The organism is Mesorhizobium sp. AD1-1 (genome assembly GCF_020164655.1).
In the GTDB taxonomy this organism is placed as follows: domain Bacteria; phylum Pseudomonadota; class Alphaproteobacteria; order Rhizobiales; family Rhizobiaceae; genus Mesorhizobium; species Mesorhizobium ciceri.
Window position 1 is genome coordinate 1 of sequence record NZ_JAIUGP010000022.1, and the last position, 12,275, is coordinate 12,275.

Sequence of the window (12,275 nt, forward strand, 5' to 3'; positions counted from 1 at the left end):
AGTCGAATTCGACTTTCGGGGCGGTAGCGCTGCCATGACACGGCAGCGACACGAGCCGGCCACATTTTATTCACAGGTCTGAAGTCGGTATTTGCCTAGGAGTTTCAAAGCCTAACGGCAAAAGACATGTCGCGGATTTCACAATCACGTCGCAATGCAGCACATTTTCCGCTTGCCTGTGGCACAAATGAACCTAGACTCCATGACATAGCTCTTTAAGAGGAGGCTATGTCATGGGACTTACGAGGCCTATCAACGCATTGATGATCTGTGCTGCGTTCGCCTTTATCGGAGCCCTCATTATGGGCTTCCTTCCCTGACCGCCAAAGCGGGGAAGACCAGCACCCAAATAGTCCAACCAATTCAAAAGGCCGGGTTTTCCCGGCCTTTTGTTGTTGAGCCCGACCTCATGCCGCGGCTGATCCGGCGGCCGCCGCCTCGTGCGAGCGAATACCGATCATATGGCAGATGGCAAAGACCAGATCGGCGCGGTTCATGGTGTAGAAGTGGAAATCGCCGACACCGCGCTCGACCAGGTCCATGACCTGTTCGGCTGCCACCGCCGATGCCACCAGCGCATGCGTCTGCGGGTCCTTGTCGAGGCCTTCGAAACGCTCCGCCAGCCAGCCGGGCACATGCGCGCCCGCCCTCGCTGAAAAGTTCGCGACCTGCTTGAAACTGTGAACCGGCTGGATACCCGGCACGATCGGGATGTAGATGCCGGCGCGGCGGACGCGCTCGACATAGCGCTCGTAGAGATCGTTGTCGAAGAAGAACTGGGTGATCGCCCGCGTCGCGCCATTGTCGACCTTGCGCTTCAGCATCTCGATGTCGGTGGCGAAATCGGGGCTTTGCGGATGCTTTTCCGGGTAAGCCGCGACGGAGATGTCGAAATCCGCGATCGTCTTGAGCCCGGCGACCAGTTCCGCGCCATTCTCGTAGCCACCGGGATGCGGCCGGTAGGGCTCGCCGACTCCGGAGGCCGGGTCGCCGCGCAGCGCCACGAACCGGTTGATGCCGATCGATTTGTAATCCTGGATGACCGCATCGACCTCGTCGCGCGTTGCCCCGACGCAGGTCAGATGCGCCGCTGCAGGAATACCGGTTTCCGTCAAGATGCGCTTTACAGTGCGCGCGGTGCGCTCCCGTGTCGAGCCGCCGGCGCCGTAAGTCACCGAGACGAATTTCGGCTTCAGCGGCTCCAGCCTTGTGACCGTCTCCCACAGCCTCGCTTCCATCTCGTCCGTCTTCGGCGGGAAGAATTCGAAGGAAACCCTGACCTTGTCGCCGATGTCGGGGCGGCGGGAAAAGCGGAACTGGTTCATGCGATTTCCCCCATCGAGTTCGCTTTGGCCTGCCTTGTGTCGTTGGAAGGATCGGCAATCAGCAGGCGCCGATCGCGGCCGAGCCAGAGTTTCACGGTGAGCCTCGCCTCATTGCCACCGCGCGGCTCGAACTCCTGCGAATCTTCGAGATCGAGGCCGGCTTCCGAAAACCAGTCGGCGATCTGCCGGTCGGAAAAGCCGAGCCGCATATGCGCATGCTCCTCGCGCAGGAATTCCAGCGCATGCGGCGCGAAATCGACGATGACCAGGCGTCCTGCCGGACGCAAAAGCCGCGCCGCCTCGTGGATGGCGCGGGCGGGATCGTCGAGATAGTGCAGCACCTGATGGATGGTGACGAGATCGAAGGCATCGCGCTCGACCGGCGGCGCGAAGATGTCGCCCTGCCGAACCTGCGCGTTCGAAACGCCGGCCTTGTCGAGATTGGCGCGCGCCACGGTCAGCATCTCGCGCGACATGTCGATCCCGACACCGCGCCGATAGAGCGGCGAGAAGATTTCGAGCAGCCGCCCGGTGCCGGTGCCGAGATCGAGCATCGACTGGAACGGCCGCTTGCCGACCAGTTTCAGCATTGCGGCTTCGACGGCGCGGTCCGGCACATGAAGCGAGCGGATATGGTCCCAGCTTGCCGCATTCACGGAAAAATACTCGACCGCCCGGTCCTGCCGCTTGCGCTTGACCGAGGCCAGGCGCTCAAGATCGCGCTCGACCTGCGGATCGGCGCCGCGAATGCCGGAAACCAGGCCCATGACGAAGTCACGCGCGGAATCCGCATCCGACAGGCGGAAGAAGGCCCAGGACCCTTCCTGGTAGCGGCCGATCAGCCCTGCCTCCAGAAGCAGCTTCAGGTGCCGCGAAACGCGCGGCTGCGACTGGCCGAGAATTTCGGTAAGATCGGAAACGGTGAGGTCACCGCGCGACAGAAGTGCCAGTATGCGCAATCGGCTGGATTCGGCCGCCGCCTTTAACGTATCCACCATAGTGTCGAGCGAGACATGCATCAGCGTATTCTCTTTGAAAAGATATAAACATATGTTTATGTCAGTTTTCGAAACCTTGCAAGCGCTATGTCGCTTCCGGACAAGAAAATGCCGCTTGTGTGGCGTTTTAAGAGACATGGGCCATGACTGGACCGCGTGAGATGTTCGAGGCCCGCGAAGGCGAGCAGAGGCTGGAAAACGATCCCGCACTGATGCCGCCGGATGACGGCATCGTCTTCATCGGCCGCATTGCCTCGCCGTGGACGACGCGCGAAACCTGCCCGAAGAACATGCGCGCCGCGCGCGAGACCGGGCAGAAGGCAGTGCTGACCATCGACGCGCCCTACCGAAATGGCTTACGGGGGCTGGAGCGCGCCAGCCACGTCATCATCCTGTCCTGGCTGCATCACGCGCCGCGGGACCTGATTGTGCAGAAACCACGCCATGCGGCCGAAGCAAAAGGCGTATTTTCGCTGCGCTCCCCTGCCCGCCCCAACCCAATCGGGCTGCATGTGGCCAGGCTCGTCGGGCTCGACCAAAACACCGGCCGCATCGATCTCGACGCCATCGACGTGCTCGACGGCACTCCGGTCATCGACATCAAACCTTATTTCGCCTCGACCGACGCCATTGCCGAGGCGACCATCGAAGGGCGCGACGAGCCCAACGGGGTTCGGCGATGACGGCGCCCACCGGTCGCCGCCGCGCCATCGCCAAGGCGCTGACAGCACTTCTGCCGCTGGCACCCTATGCCGACATGGAGAAGATCCGCGGCGACGCCGGCGCGGTCCACATGAAGACCTTGCCACCAGGCATCGCCGTATGGCTGGCGACGATTGCCCATATCCGCCACATGCACACAGATTACGAGAAACTGCTGAGCGAAGGTTACGACCGCGACTCGGCGCGTTTCTTCGTCATCGAGCAGACCAACGTCGTGCTCACTCGCTGGCGCGCGACGCGCCTGCTCGACGCGGATGACGAGGAGGAATGACCACGGCTACTTCCGCTTAAGCACTGCGACCGCATTATAGGGCTGACCATCGGCCTGGCCGATCCAGGTCCAGGACAGATTTCCCTTGAAAAACCTGACGGTGATGTTGCCGCCGTCGACGCATTTGTCCTGACCGTAGGTGATGCTCTCGTGGTATTCCGCCGAAATGCCGTCACTGGACGTCTGTGACAGCGATCCGCCGCAACCGAGTGACGGATAGTCGATCGACGCGCTGCCATCGTTGATGGTCATGGCGATCGGCCAGTCGGCCCCGGCGTCACCCGCCGGGCTTTGATGGCCGCTGCCGACCCAGGTGCCGCTCAGCGACGGCACCGCGCAAGGCGGGTTCTGGAAGATCGGTGTCAATTCGCTGCCGGTTTTCTCGCAGCGATAGGTCTGCCCGCCCTGGCACAATTCCTCGCCTTCGCGCGCGCACTGGGCGCTGGCTTCGCCCGCGGCGGCGAACATCGTCATGGCTGCTATGACGGCCCCAAGCCTGCCCATCTTCCCCCTCCCGTTCAGAGCGCGCAATCTAAGGCAATTCCGATCCAATGTATCGACGAGATCGTCATCGAGGCCGAACAGCACCGGGCGGGTGGCTCTATGCCTTCTGCCCAGCGCCGATAGCCTACTGATCTTGCCTTGCGTGACAGGAAGCCCCAATGAGCCACACGGCGACGACACAGGACGAGAAGCAACTGCCCGTGGTTGGCGACCGCCATGTCGACCCGCATTCCTACCCCGACGGCATCGCCTTTCTCGACGGCCAATACCTGCCGATGTCGCAGGCCAAGATCTCGGTGCTGGACTGGGGTTTTCTGCATTCCGACGCCACCTACGACACCGTGCATGTCTGGAACGGCCACTTCTTCCGCCTCGATCTGCATCTCGACCGCTTCCTCGGCGGGCTGGAAAAGCTGCGCATGACCATTCCCTTCGACCGCGACGGCGTGACCGAAATCCTGCACAATTGCGTGGCGCTGTCCGGTCATCGCGCCGCCTATGTCGAGATGCTGTGCACGCGCGGCGCCTCGCCGACCTTCAGCCGCGACCCGCGCCAGGCGGTCAACCGCTTCATGGCCTTCGCCGTGCCGTTCGGCTCGGTCGCCAACGCCGAGCAGCTGCAGCGCGGTCTGCGCGTCGCCATCAGCGACAAGATGCGTATTCCGCCGGCCTCGATCGACCCGGCGATCAAGAATTACCACTGGCTCGATCTGGTGCGCGGCCTCTACGATGCCTATGACCGCGGTGCAGAGACCGCGTTGCTCCTCGACTTCAACGGCAATGTCGCCGAAGGCCCGGGCTTCAACGTCTTCTGCGTCAAGGACGGCAAACTGTCGACGCCGGCCACCGGCGTGCTGCCCGGCGTCACCCGCCGCACCGTCTTCGATCTCTGTGCAGAAGAAGGCCTTGCCGCCACGGCGACCGATGTCAGCGTCACCGCATTGCGCGAGGCCGACGAGGTGTTCATCACCTCCACTGCGGGCGGCATCATGCCGGTGACGGAGATCGACGGCGCGGCGATCGCCAATGGCAAGGTCGGACCGATCACCAGCCGGCTGATGGCGCGCTACTGGCAAAAGCACGATGACCCGGCCTGGTCGTCTCAGGTGAATTATCCCCGATAATTCAGGCGTCTTTGTCAAAAGATTCCCGTCGCCTCTGGAAAATCAGAGGATCGACCGTATATGCCCGAAAGCGGAGAAGCCTCCGCTTTCATCCAAAATCACGCCCGCAGGGGCAAGGACTCCAAGATCATGACAAACAAGGTTTGGTTCATCACCGGATCGTCGAAGGGCTTTGGCCGCGTCTGGGCCGAGGCTGCACTCGCCCGAGGCGACCGCGTCGCGGCAACCGCCCGCGATGCTGGCACGCTCGCCGATCTCGTCGAGAAATACGGCGACAGGGTTGCCGCGATAAAGCTCGACGTCACCGACAAGAAAGCCGTCGATGCCGCTGTCGCCGAGGCGCACAAGCGTTTTGGCCGGCTCGACGTCGTCATCAACAATGCCGGCTACGGCCATTTCGGCGCCATCGAGGAGGTCAGCGAACAGGAAGCTCGCGACCAGATCGAAACCAATGTCTTCGGCGCTCTGTGGGTCACTCAGGCCGCACTGCCGATCATGCGGGCACAGCGTTCCGGCCACATCATCCAGATCTCGTCGATCGGCGGCGTCAATGCCTTTGCCTCGCTCGGCCTCTACCACGCCTCGAAATGGGCGCTGGAGGCCTTCAGCCAGTCGCTCAGCATCGAGGTCGCGGAATTCGGCATCCATGTGACGCTGGTCGAGCCGGGCGGTTTCTCCACCGACTGGGCCGGGCCGTCGGCCAAGGTGTCCCAACCGATCGAGGCCTATGCGCCCGCCCGTGCCAAGATGGCCGAGCGCCGCGCCAATTCGGTCGCCGGCGATCCAGACGCCACCGGACCGGCCATGCTGGCCATTGTCGACGCCGCCGAGCCACCGCTGCGGGTGTTCTTCGGCGATGGCGGCCTGCCGATGATCAAGCAGGAATACGCCAACCGCATTGCCACCTGGGAGATGTGGGACGACGTTTCCATCATGGCGCAAGGCGTGAAGAAGAACCGCAAGGGCTGAAGTCCAGCGCTTTTGCTGCGCCGCTCCATGGGCGGCGTAGCCGGCCCTCAGGCTTGATAAATCCACTGCTCCGGCACGCGCAGCGATATCTCTTCGCCTGCCCTAACCGTGCCTGGCTTCTCTACCCAGGCGACAATGCCGCGCAGCCGCTTCGCCGCTTTCGGGAACAGCAGAGCGCCGGCTTCGACGTCGGCCATTCCGGCGTTCTCCGCGATCGACCGGCCGGCGATGCGGCACGGGCCATTCTGCGCGTCGACCTTGACTGTCACGCCGCCCTTGAAGAACAGCAGCGTGCCGGCCGGCAGCATGGAGAGGTTCGGCACCCCTTCGATCACAAGATTGGCGCCGATCCACTCCGGCCTGATCTCGGCCAGGCGCATGCGCTCGGCGACGATGGCGAGTTCATCCGCTGCCACGATCGACAGCTGCCGTTCGTTGCGCATTTCAGTGCCGCGCGGATACCAGGGCTCGCGCCCGCCCGAGCGCCGCGTCGGTCCAGCATGGAAATCGCCTGATATGCCGTCGAAACCCAGCCGCAATTCGTCCACCGGGCGCGTCTGAAAATGATCCGCCGGCGCCACGTAAAGCGCTGCCGCCCTGGCGGCAAGCTTTCGCGCGGCGATGATTTCAACCGGCTTTTCAGCCTCGGGGAAGAGATCCGGCATGGCGTTCTTTCCATTCGTCATCCAGCGAGTTAGCCGGGCGCGCTTCGCGGCGTCCAGTCGAAAGTGCTGATCGTCCGATCAACAGCACCGATAGGATCGCGATCACGCTTTTCTTACCTGTCATCGATCTCGCACCGCATTGCCGGCGCGCGGTGCCGGTTTCATAGTGACGTCCAGACGGTTTGCGGAGGCTGATCAATGCGACCTGTGACGGCAATCACGTTGCTTTGGTTGATCTGGGCAGGAAGCTGGGCCGTCGCCGCTTTGTGGTCCGACCCTGCCCAGAAGCGCGCCGGGTTCAAGGCGGAGGCCCGCTATCGGGGTCTCTGGATAGCCGGCGCGGTGCTGCTGTTCATTCCGGCGCACGGCTATGAAGGCCGGCTCAGGCTGTGGATGCCTGATCTCCCCGAAGCCTGGATCTGTGTCGCCCTGATCGCCATCGGCATCGCCTTTGCCTGGTGGGCGCGCCTGCATCTCGGCAGGCTGTGGTCGGGCACCATCACCGCCAAGGCCGGGCACCGTGTCGTCAACACCGGCCCGTATGGCCTTGTCCGGCATCCGATCTACACCGGATTGCTGCTGGCGATCCTCGCCACCATGGCAGCCAAGGGCACCATGTGGGGCATAGCCGGAACCGCGCTGCTCATCATCGGCATCGTGACGAAAGCCAGGCTGGAAGAAAATTTCCTGCGCGGCGAACTGGGCAGCGCCTATGACGACTATGCCGCGCGCGTTCCGATGCTGGTGCCGTTCGCACCAGCATGACGCGGCAGCCTCAAAGCATTCTCAGCAGCGCGCCGCCGATCGAATAGCCCGCGCCGAAGGCGCAGATCAGACCGAAATCGCCCGGCTTCATATCGGCGTGGTTCTCCGACAGCGCGACGATGGCCCCGGCGCCCGCCGTGTTGCCCAGCCGCTCCAGCACCATTGGCGCGCGGTCGTGATCGACCTCGTGGCCGAACGACAGCTTCAGGATCATCGCATTCATCCGCGCATTGGCCTGATGCAGCCAGAAGCGCCTGATCGCCTGCGGCGTCAGCCCGTGCTCGGCGAGGAATTCGACGATGAATTTCTGCCCGGCGACGGTGACTTCCTTGAACACCTTGTTGCCGACCTGCTTGATCAGGTTGCCTTCCAGATTGATCATGTAGGGATCATCCTGGGCGGTGCGGGTATGGTAGCCCAGATTGGTGCGGATGTTGTTCGACATCTGCGTCCAGATGCGCGTGTCGAGCACCTCGAAGCGCCCCGGCCGCTTGTCGCCCTTGGCCAGGCCTTCGACCACCATCGACACCGAAGCGTCGCCGAAAATGAAATGCGTCTGCCGGTCGCGGAAATTGAGATGGCCGGTGATGATCTCGGGCGTCGTCACCAGAATGCGCTTGTGCGCGCCCGACCGCACCAAATTGACGGCGATGTGCAAGGCCGCCGCCGCCGAAGAACAGCCGAGCCCCATGTCGAAGCCTGCGCCCTTCGTGCCCAGCGCCTCCTGCATTTCGATGGCGATCGCCGGATAGGGCCGCTGGTGATGCGAGGCCGAGCAGATCACCAGGTCTATATCCGACGGCTGTAGCCCCGCATGCTCGAGAGCCTTCTTCGCCGAGGCGATGCCGAACTCGGCTTCGAGCGACAGCGCATCGTCGGGCCGAGCCGGAATGCGCGGCGACATGCGGGTCGGGTCGAGAATGCCTTCGCGCTCGATGACATGACGGGTGCGCACGCCCGAAGCGTGGACGATGAAGTCGCTATCCGATTTCGCCAGCGGCGGCTCGTCGGTGCCCAGGCGGCGCGCATTCTCCGCGTCGACCCAGGCATTGAAGCTGGCCACCAGCTCTTCATTGGTGATTGTGGCTTCAGGGATTTCAACGCCGATGCCGCTGATGATGACGCGATGCATGTCCAGTCCGTCCCATCCGCAGGCGTTGCGGGCTTCATGTGGGCGCCGGAACGCTCCGGCGCAACAGTTTTCTCACCGCGGCGGTTTACGCCGGCTTAAACCAAAGGTTTAGGCCGGACTGGTCCTCGTGCAACATGGATAATCAGGCCCGCTTGGCAACGATGAAGATGCGTGGAAAGCGCAAAAGCACCTTACCGCTAGCCGTTTTCGGATAGGCCTTGGCGATCTTGGCCGTGTAGCTTTCGAGGAACATCGCCCGTTCGTCGGAATCCAGCGGATCGAGGAACGGTTTCAGGCCCGTCGACTTCACCCATTCGACGATCGCCTGCGCGTCGGCAAGCGGGTGGTTGTAGATGGTATGCCAGATATCCAGCCGATCACTGAGCGGCGACAGGAGGTCATAGTAGGACGACACCGGCGGCAACGGCCCGCGTGCCGCGCCCTTGAGCTTTTCGGCAAACGGCAATTCGGCGGCGGTCTCGCGCATCAGGCGGTGGGAGTCCTCGCCCAGATTGTCGGGCATCTGGACGGCAAGCGCGCCGCCTGGCGCGAGGAAACCCATCAGCCGCTGGAAGACTGCGGGACGCTCGGGCAGCCACTGGAACACCGCATTGGCAAAAATCACGTCGACCGGCTCCGCCGGCTGCCATTTGGAGGCATCGGCCAGATCAAAGGTGACCTCGGGCAAGCGAGCCCGCGCCTTCTCGATCATGTCGGGCGAAGTGTCGAAGCCGCTCACCTCAGCATCCGGCCAGCGCTCGACAAGCAGTTCGGTCGAGTTGCCAGGCCCGCAGCCGATGTCGACGACCCGGCGTGGAAAGTCGACGGGCACCTGCGCCACAAGATCCCGCGCGGGCCGCGTGCGCTCGTCTTCAAATTTCAGATATTGGGCGGCGGACCAATCAGCCATTTGAGCTCCTCATGCCGGTTGAGATCGCCGCCCGGAAAACCCCTTACCGCGTCAGCCTCTTGTAGGTCATGCGGTGCGGGTTGACGGCATCCGGCCCGAGGCGGCGGATCTTGTCCTGCTCGTAATCCTCGAAATTGCCCTCGAACCATTCGACATGGCTGTCGCCCTCGAAGGCGAGGATATGCGTCGCCAGGCGGTCGAGGAACATGCGATCGTGCGAGATGATGACCGCGCAGCCACCGAAATTTTCCAGCGCGTCTTCGAGCGCGGCCAGCGTTTCGGTGTCGAGATCGTTGGTCGGTTCGTCGAGCAGCAGCACATTGCCGCCGGTCTTCAACATCTTGGCCAAATGCACGCGGTTGCGCTGGCCGCCGGAGAGGTTGCCGACCTTCTGCTGCTGGTCGCCGCCACGGAAGTTGAACGACGCGCAATAGGCGCGCGTGTTGGCCTCGAACTTGCCGAGCTTGACCACTTCTGCGCCGCCGGAAATCTCTTCCCACACCGTCTTCGACGGATCGAGAGCATCGCGGCTCTGGTCGACATAGCCGAGCTTCACCGTTTCGCCGACGCGGACAGAACCCGCATCCGGCTTTTCCTGGCCGGTGATCATGCGAAACAGCGTCGTCTTGCCGGCGCCGTTCGGGCCGATGACGCCGACGATGCCGCCGGGCGGCAGCTTGAATTCCAGGCCGTCGATGAGCAGCGTGTCACCAAAGCCCTTCGACAGGCCTTCCGCCTCGATCACGACATTGCCGAGCCGCTCGCCGTGCGGGATGACGATCTGCGTATCGCTCGGACGCCGCTTGTCGGCTGCATCCAAAAGGTCCTGGAACGCCTGGATACGCGCCTTGGACTTGGTCTGGCGGGCCTTCGGACTCGATTGGATCCATTCGCGCTCGCGGCCGATAGCGCGCTGGCGGGCATCGTCCTCGCGGCCTTCCTGCTTGAGCCGCTTGGCCTTGGCTTCGAGGTACTTGGTGTAGTTGCCCTCATAGGGAATGCCGCGGCCGCGATCGAGTTCGAGGATCCAGCCGGTGACGTTGTCGAGGAAGTAGCGATCGTGGGTGATGATCATCACGGCGCCCGGATAGGCACGCAGATGCTTTTCCAGCCATGCCGTGGTTTCGGCGTCGAGATGGTTGGTCGGTTCGTCGAGCAGCAGAAGGTCGGGCTGGCGCAGCAGAAGCTGGCAAAGCGCGACGCGGCGGCGCTCGCCGCCCGAAAGCTTGGTGACTTCCGAATCCTTGGGCGGGCAGCCCAGCGCTTCCATCGCCATCTCGACCTGCTGTTCGAGATCCCACAGGTTCAGCCGGTCCATCTCGTCCTGGAGCTTGGCCGACTCGTCGGCCGTCTCGTCGGAATAGTTCATCATCAATTCGTTGTAGCGCTCGATGATGGCGGTCTTGGCGGCGACGCCTTCCATGATGTTTTCGAACACGGTCTTGTCCGGATCGAGCGCCGGCTCCTGTGCCAGGTAGCCGACAGTGGCGCCTTCGGCGAGCCACGCTTCGCCGTTCCACTCCTTGTCGAGCCCAGCCATGATCTTGAGGATCGTCGACTTGCCCGAACCGTTGGGGCCGAGGATGCCGATCTTGGCGTCCGGATAAAAGGAGAGATGGACATTCTCGAGCACCTTCTTGGTGCCATAGGCCTTGTTGAGGCCGGCCATGTGATAGATGAACTGGCGTGCCACGCGCGCTTTCCCTGAAAAACCGACTGGATTTGTCGAATTGAATGGAGGTTGGCCGCTATGTAGGCGATGCGGCGGCGAACGGCAATCGCTTTTGCCAGATCAGGCCAATCACACGGACAAGTGTGGACCGCTGCTCGTGCAGTCTGGGGGCCGTTCAGCCGCCCTTACTGGAACCCGATAGCGTCGACGGTGCCGGTCGGGCAGCCTGCCTTGTTGGTCGGCACCGAAGCCAGCAGCAGGTCCTTGAGCGCGCTGTTCGGGCCGATCGGGCCGGCGAGGCCGAGGGTCAGTTCGCCGATCAGCCGCCTGCCGCTCGACGGATCGATGACGCAGGAAACGCGCACGCGGTCCCCTGCTCCCGCTCCGAAGGCAGTGTCGAAAGCGCCGCGGATCTGGTCGGCCGTCAGCTTGCCGCCGATGTTCTTGGCAAAGAGATCGCGCACCGGCGAACTGTTCACCGCGCGCATCAAATTCAGCGCGTCGGAGAAATAGTCCTGCTGGCTCTTGCCGTAGCAGGTGCCGTGCTTGATCCATTCATGCCGTTCGAGGTGGGAGGCCGTTCCAGGCATCACCTGGTCGAGTTCTGTGCGGGTGTTGGCGTCAAGATTGACCGGCGGCAGGTCTTTCCAGTGGGCCGGATTGTCGTTGGCCTTGTCGCTCGCCGTCGCCTGGCAATAGAAATTGCCATTCGGCTGCGGCCACAGGCCGTGCAAGGTGAAATGCGTGGCGTCGAAATCGCCGGCACTTTGTGCCCTGCATTCGGTCTTGTTCGACTTTGTCTCGCAAAACGCCGGCTGCCAGCTCAGCGCGAAGACGTATTCGGGCTTCCCCGATGCCGCCGGCTTGCCTTGCCCGTCAGGCGCGGCCGGCACGGTCGCCGCGCTGCTGCCGGAAACATGGCCGCAGCTGACCTTCACCCAGCGGCGCTCCGGATCGGCGCCCGGCACCAGGATGAGATAATGCGTCGGCGTATCCTTGTTGCCGGCAAGCAACTGATAGCTCTGCCCGGCATCGGTCGAGACATTGCCGGGGTTCTTGCCGTTCTTGATCGCTTGCGTCGCCGGACAGGCGGCGTCGGCGACGAAGCTGCCGCTCATCTTCACGTCGGCATGCGCGGCCCCGGCCAGCGACGCCGCCAACATGGCCAATCCGAAAACGACACCGATGCGCATGGAGAATCCCCGGCTGAAGAAGTG

At 63.1% G+C, this 12,275-nt stretch carries 13 protein-coding genes; 5 read left to right on the forward strand and 8 right to left on the reverse strand.

Going from position 1 to position 12,275, the window contains the following annotated elements; translation table 11 throughout:
- Positions 1 to 407 precede the first annotated feature (407 nt).
- Complete coding sequence (gene metF, locus LB519_RS29005) at positions 408 to 1,325, reverse strand: methylenetetrahydrofolate reductase [NAD(P)H] (protein WP_013530934.1); 918 nt, start codon at positions 1,323 to 1,325, stop codon at positions 408 to 410.
- Positions 1,322 to 2,344 (reverse strand): ArsR/SmtB family transcription factor, encoded by a 1,023-nt coding sequence (locus LB519_RS29010; protein WP_024501485.1) that lies wholly within the window; start codon positions 2,342 to 2,344, stop codon positions 1,322 to 1,324. Before LB519_RS29010 ends, metF begins: the two co-directional genes overlap by 4 nt.
- 122 nt (positions 2,345 to 2,466) lie before the next feature.
- Between LB519_RS29010 and tsaA the strand changes: the two genes are divergently transcribed.
- The gene (gene tsaA / locus LB519_RS29015) at positions 2,467 to 3,006 is read left to right on the forward strand and encodes a tRNA (N6-threonylcarbamoyladenosine(37)-N6)-methyltransferase TrmO (protein ID WP_063168491.1); all 540 of its coding nucleotides are present in this window, start codon (positions 2,467 to 2,469) and stop codon (positions 3,004 to 3,006) included.
- Positions 3,003 to 3,317 (forward strand): DUF2293 domain-containing protein, encoded by a 315-nt coding sequence (locus LB519_RS29020; protein ID WP_013530931.1) that lies wholly within the window; start codon positions 3,003 to 3,005, stop codon positions 3,315 to 3,317. The genes tsaA and LB519_RS29020 overlap by 4 nt, the downstream gene beginning before the upstream one ends.
- 6 nt (positions 3,318 to 3,323) lie before the next feature.
- Here LB519_RS29020 and LB519_RS29025 read toward each other — a convergent pair whose 3' ends face one another.
- Positions 3,324 to 3,821 (reverse strand): hypothetical protein, encoded by a 498-nt coding sequence (locus LB519_RS29025; protein ID WP_224621752.1) that lies wholly within the window; start codon positions 3,819 to 3,821, stop codon positions 3,324 to 3,326.
- A 158-nt stretch (positions 3,822 to 3,979) separates the two neighbouring features.
- On the opposite strand from LB519_RS29025, the gene LB519_RS29030 reads away from it, so the two are divergent.
- Positions 3,980 to 4,945: a D-amino acid aminotransferase gene (locus LB519_RS29030; protein ID WP_224621753.1), complete on the forward strand. Its 966-nt coding sequence runs from the start codon at positions 3,980 to 3,982 to the stop codon at positions 4,943 to 4,945.
- A 129-nt stretch (positions 4,946 to 5,074) separates the two neighbouring features.
- Positions 5,075 to 5,914 (forward strand): SDR family oxidoreductase, encoded by an 840-nt coding sequence (locus LB519_RS29035; protein WP_224621754.1) that lies wholly within the window; start codon positions 5,075 to 5,077, stop codon positions 5,912 to 5,914.
- A gap of 47 nt (positions 5,915 to 5,961) precedes the next feature.
- On the opposite strand, the gene LB519_RS29040 is transcribed toward LB519_RS29035, so the two are convergent.
- Positions 5,962 to 6,579: an MOSC domain-containing protein gene (locus tag LB519_RS29040; protein ID WP_224621755.1), complete on the reverse strand. Its 618-nt coding sequence runs from the start codon at positions 6,577 to 6,579 to the stop codon at positions 5,962 to 5,964.
- 198 nt (positions 6,580 to 6,777) lie between these two features.
- On the opposite strand from LB519_RS29040, the gene LB519_RS29045 reads away from it, so the two are divergent.
- A complete protein-coding gene (locus LB519_RS29045) occupies positions 6,778 to 7,344 on the forward strand; it encodes a methyltransferase family protein (protein WP_063168495.1) in 567 nt (188 codons plus the stop codon).
- A gap of 10 nt (positions 7,345 to 7,354) precedes the next feature.
- Here LB519_RS29045 and LB519_RS29050 read toward each other — a convergent pair whose 3' ends face one another.
- From LB519_RS29050 to LB519_RS29065, 4 genes are all read right to left on the reverse strand, one after another.
- Positions 7,355 to 8,476 (reverse strand): beta-ketoacyl-ACP synthase III, encoded by a 1,122-nt coding sequence (locus LB519_RS29050; RefSeq protein ID WP_027160654.1) that lies wholly within the window; start codon positions 8,474 to 8,476, stop codon positions 7,355 to 7,357.
- A gap of 142 nt (positions 8,477 to 8,618) precedes the next feature.
- The gene (tam, locus tag LB519_RS29055; RefSeq protein ID WP_224621756.1) at positions 8,619 to 9,386 is read right to left on the reverse strand and encodes a trans-aconitate 2-methyltransferase; all 768 of its coding nucleotides are present in this window, start codon (positions 9,384 to 9,386) and stop codon (positions 8,619 to 8,621) included.
- 43 nt (positions 9,387 to 9,429) lie between these two features.
- Positions 9,430 to 11,079: an energy-dependent translational throttle protein EttA gene (gene ettA / locus LB519_RS29060; protein WP_013530923.1), complete on the reverse strand. Its 1,650-nt coding sequence runs from the start codon at positions 11,077 to 11,079 to the stop codon at positions 9,430 to 9,432.
- Positions 11,080 to 11,243: 164 nt separating this feature from the next.
- Positions 11,244 to 12,251, reverse strand: a complete 1,008-nt coding sequence (locus LB519_RS29065) for a ribonuclease T(2) (RefSeq protein ID WP_013530922.1) — start codon at positions 12,249 to 12,251, stop codon at positions 11,244 to 11,246.
- Between the last annotated feature and the right edge of the window lie 24 nt (positions 12,252 to 12,275).

Coding starts and splice junctions, on each gene's coding strand:
- metF (WP_013530934.1), bottom strand. CDS start 1,325: ATGAACCAGTTCCGCTTTTCCCGCCGCCCCGACATCGGCGACAAGGTC.
- LB519_RS29010 (WP_024501485.1), bottom strand. CDS start 2,344: ATGCATGTCTCGCTCGACACTATGGTGGATACGTTAAAGGCGGCGGCC.
- tsaA (WP_063168491.1), top strand. CDS start 2,467: ATGACTGGACCGCGTGAGATGTTCGAGGCCCGCGAAGGCGAGCAGAGG.
- LB519_RS29020 (WP_013530931.1), top strand. CDS start 3,003: ATGACGGCGCCCACCGGTCGCCGCCGCGCCATCGCCAAGGCGCTGACA.
- LB519_RS29025 (WP_224621752.1), bottom strand. CDS start 3,821: ATGGGCAGGCTTGGGGCCGTCATAGCAGCCATGACGATGTTCGCCGCC.
- LB519_RS29030 (WP_224621753.1), top strand. CDS start 3,980: ATGAGCCACACGGCGACGACACAGGACGAGAAGCAACTGCCCGTGGTT.
- LB519_RS29035 (WP_224621754.1), top strand. CDS start 5,075: ATGACAAACAAGGTTTGGTTCATCACCGGATCGTCGAAGGGCTTTGGC.
- LB519_RS29040 (WP_224621755.1), bottom strand. CDS start 6,579: ATGCCGGATCTCTTCCCCGAGGCTGAAAAGCCGGTTGAAATCATCGCC.
- LB519_RS29045 (WP_063168495.1), top strand. CDS start 6,778: ATGCGACCTGTGACGGCAATCACGTTGCTTTGGTTGATCTGGGCAGGA.
- LB519_RS29050 (WP_027160654.1), bottom strand. CDS start 8,476: ATGCATCGCGTCATCATCAGCGGCATCGGCGTTGAAATCCCTGAAGCC.
- tam (WP_224621756.1), bottom strand. CDS start 9,386: ATGGCTGATTGGTCCGCCGCCCAATATCTGAAATTTGAAGACGAGCGC.
- LB519_RS29065 (WP_013530922.1), bottom strand. CDS start 12,251: ATGCGCATCGGTGTCGTTTTCGGATTGGCCATGTTGGCGGCGTCGCTG.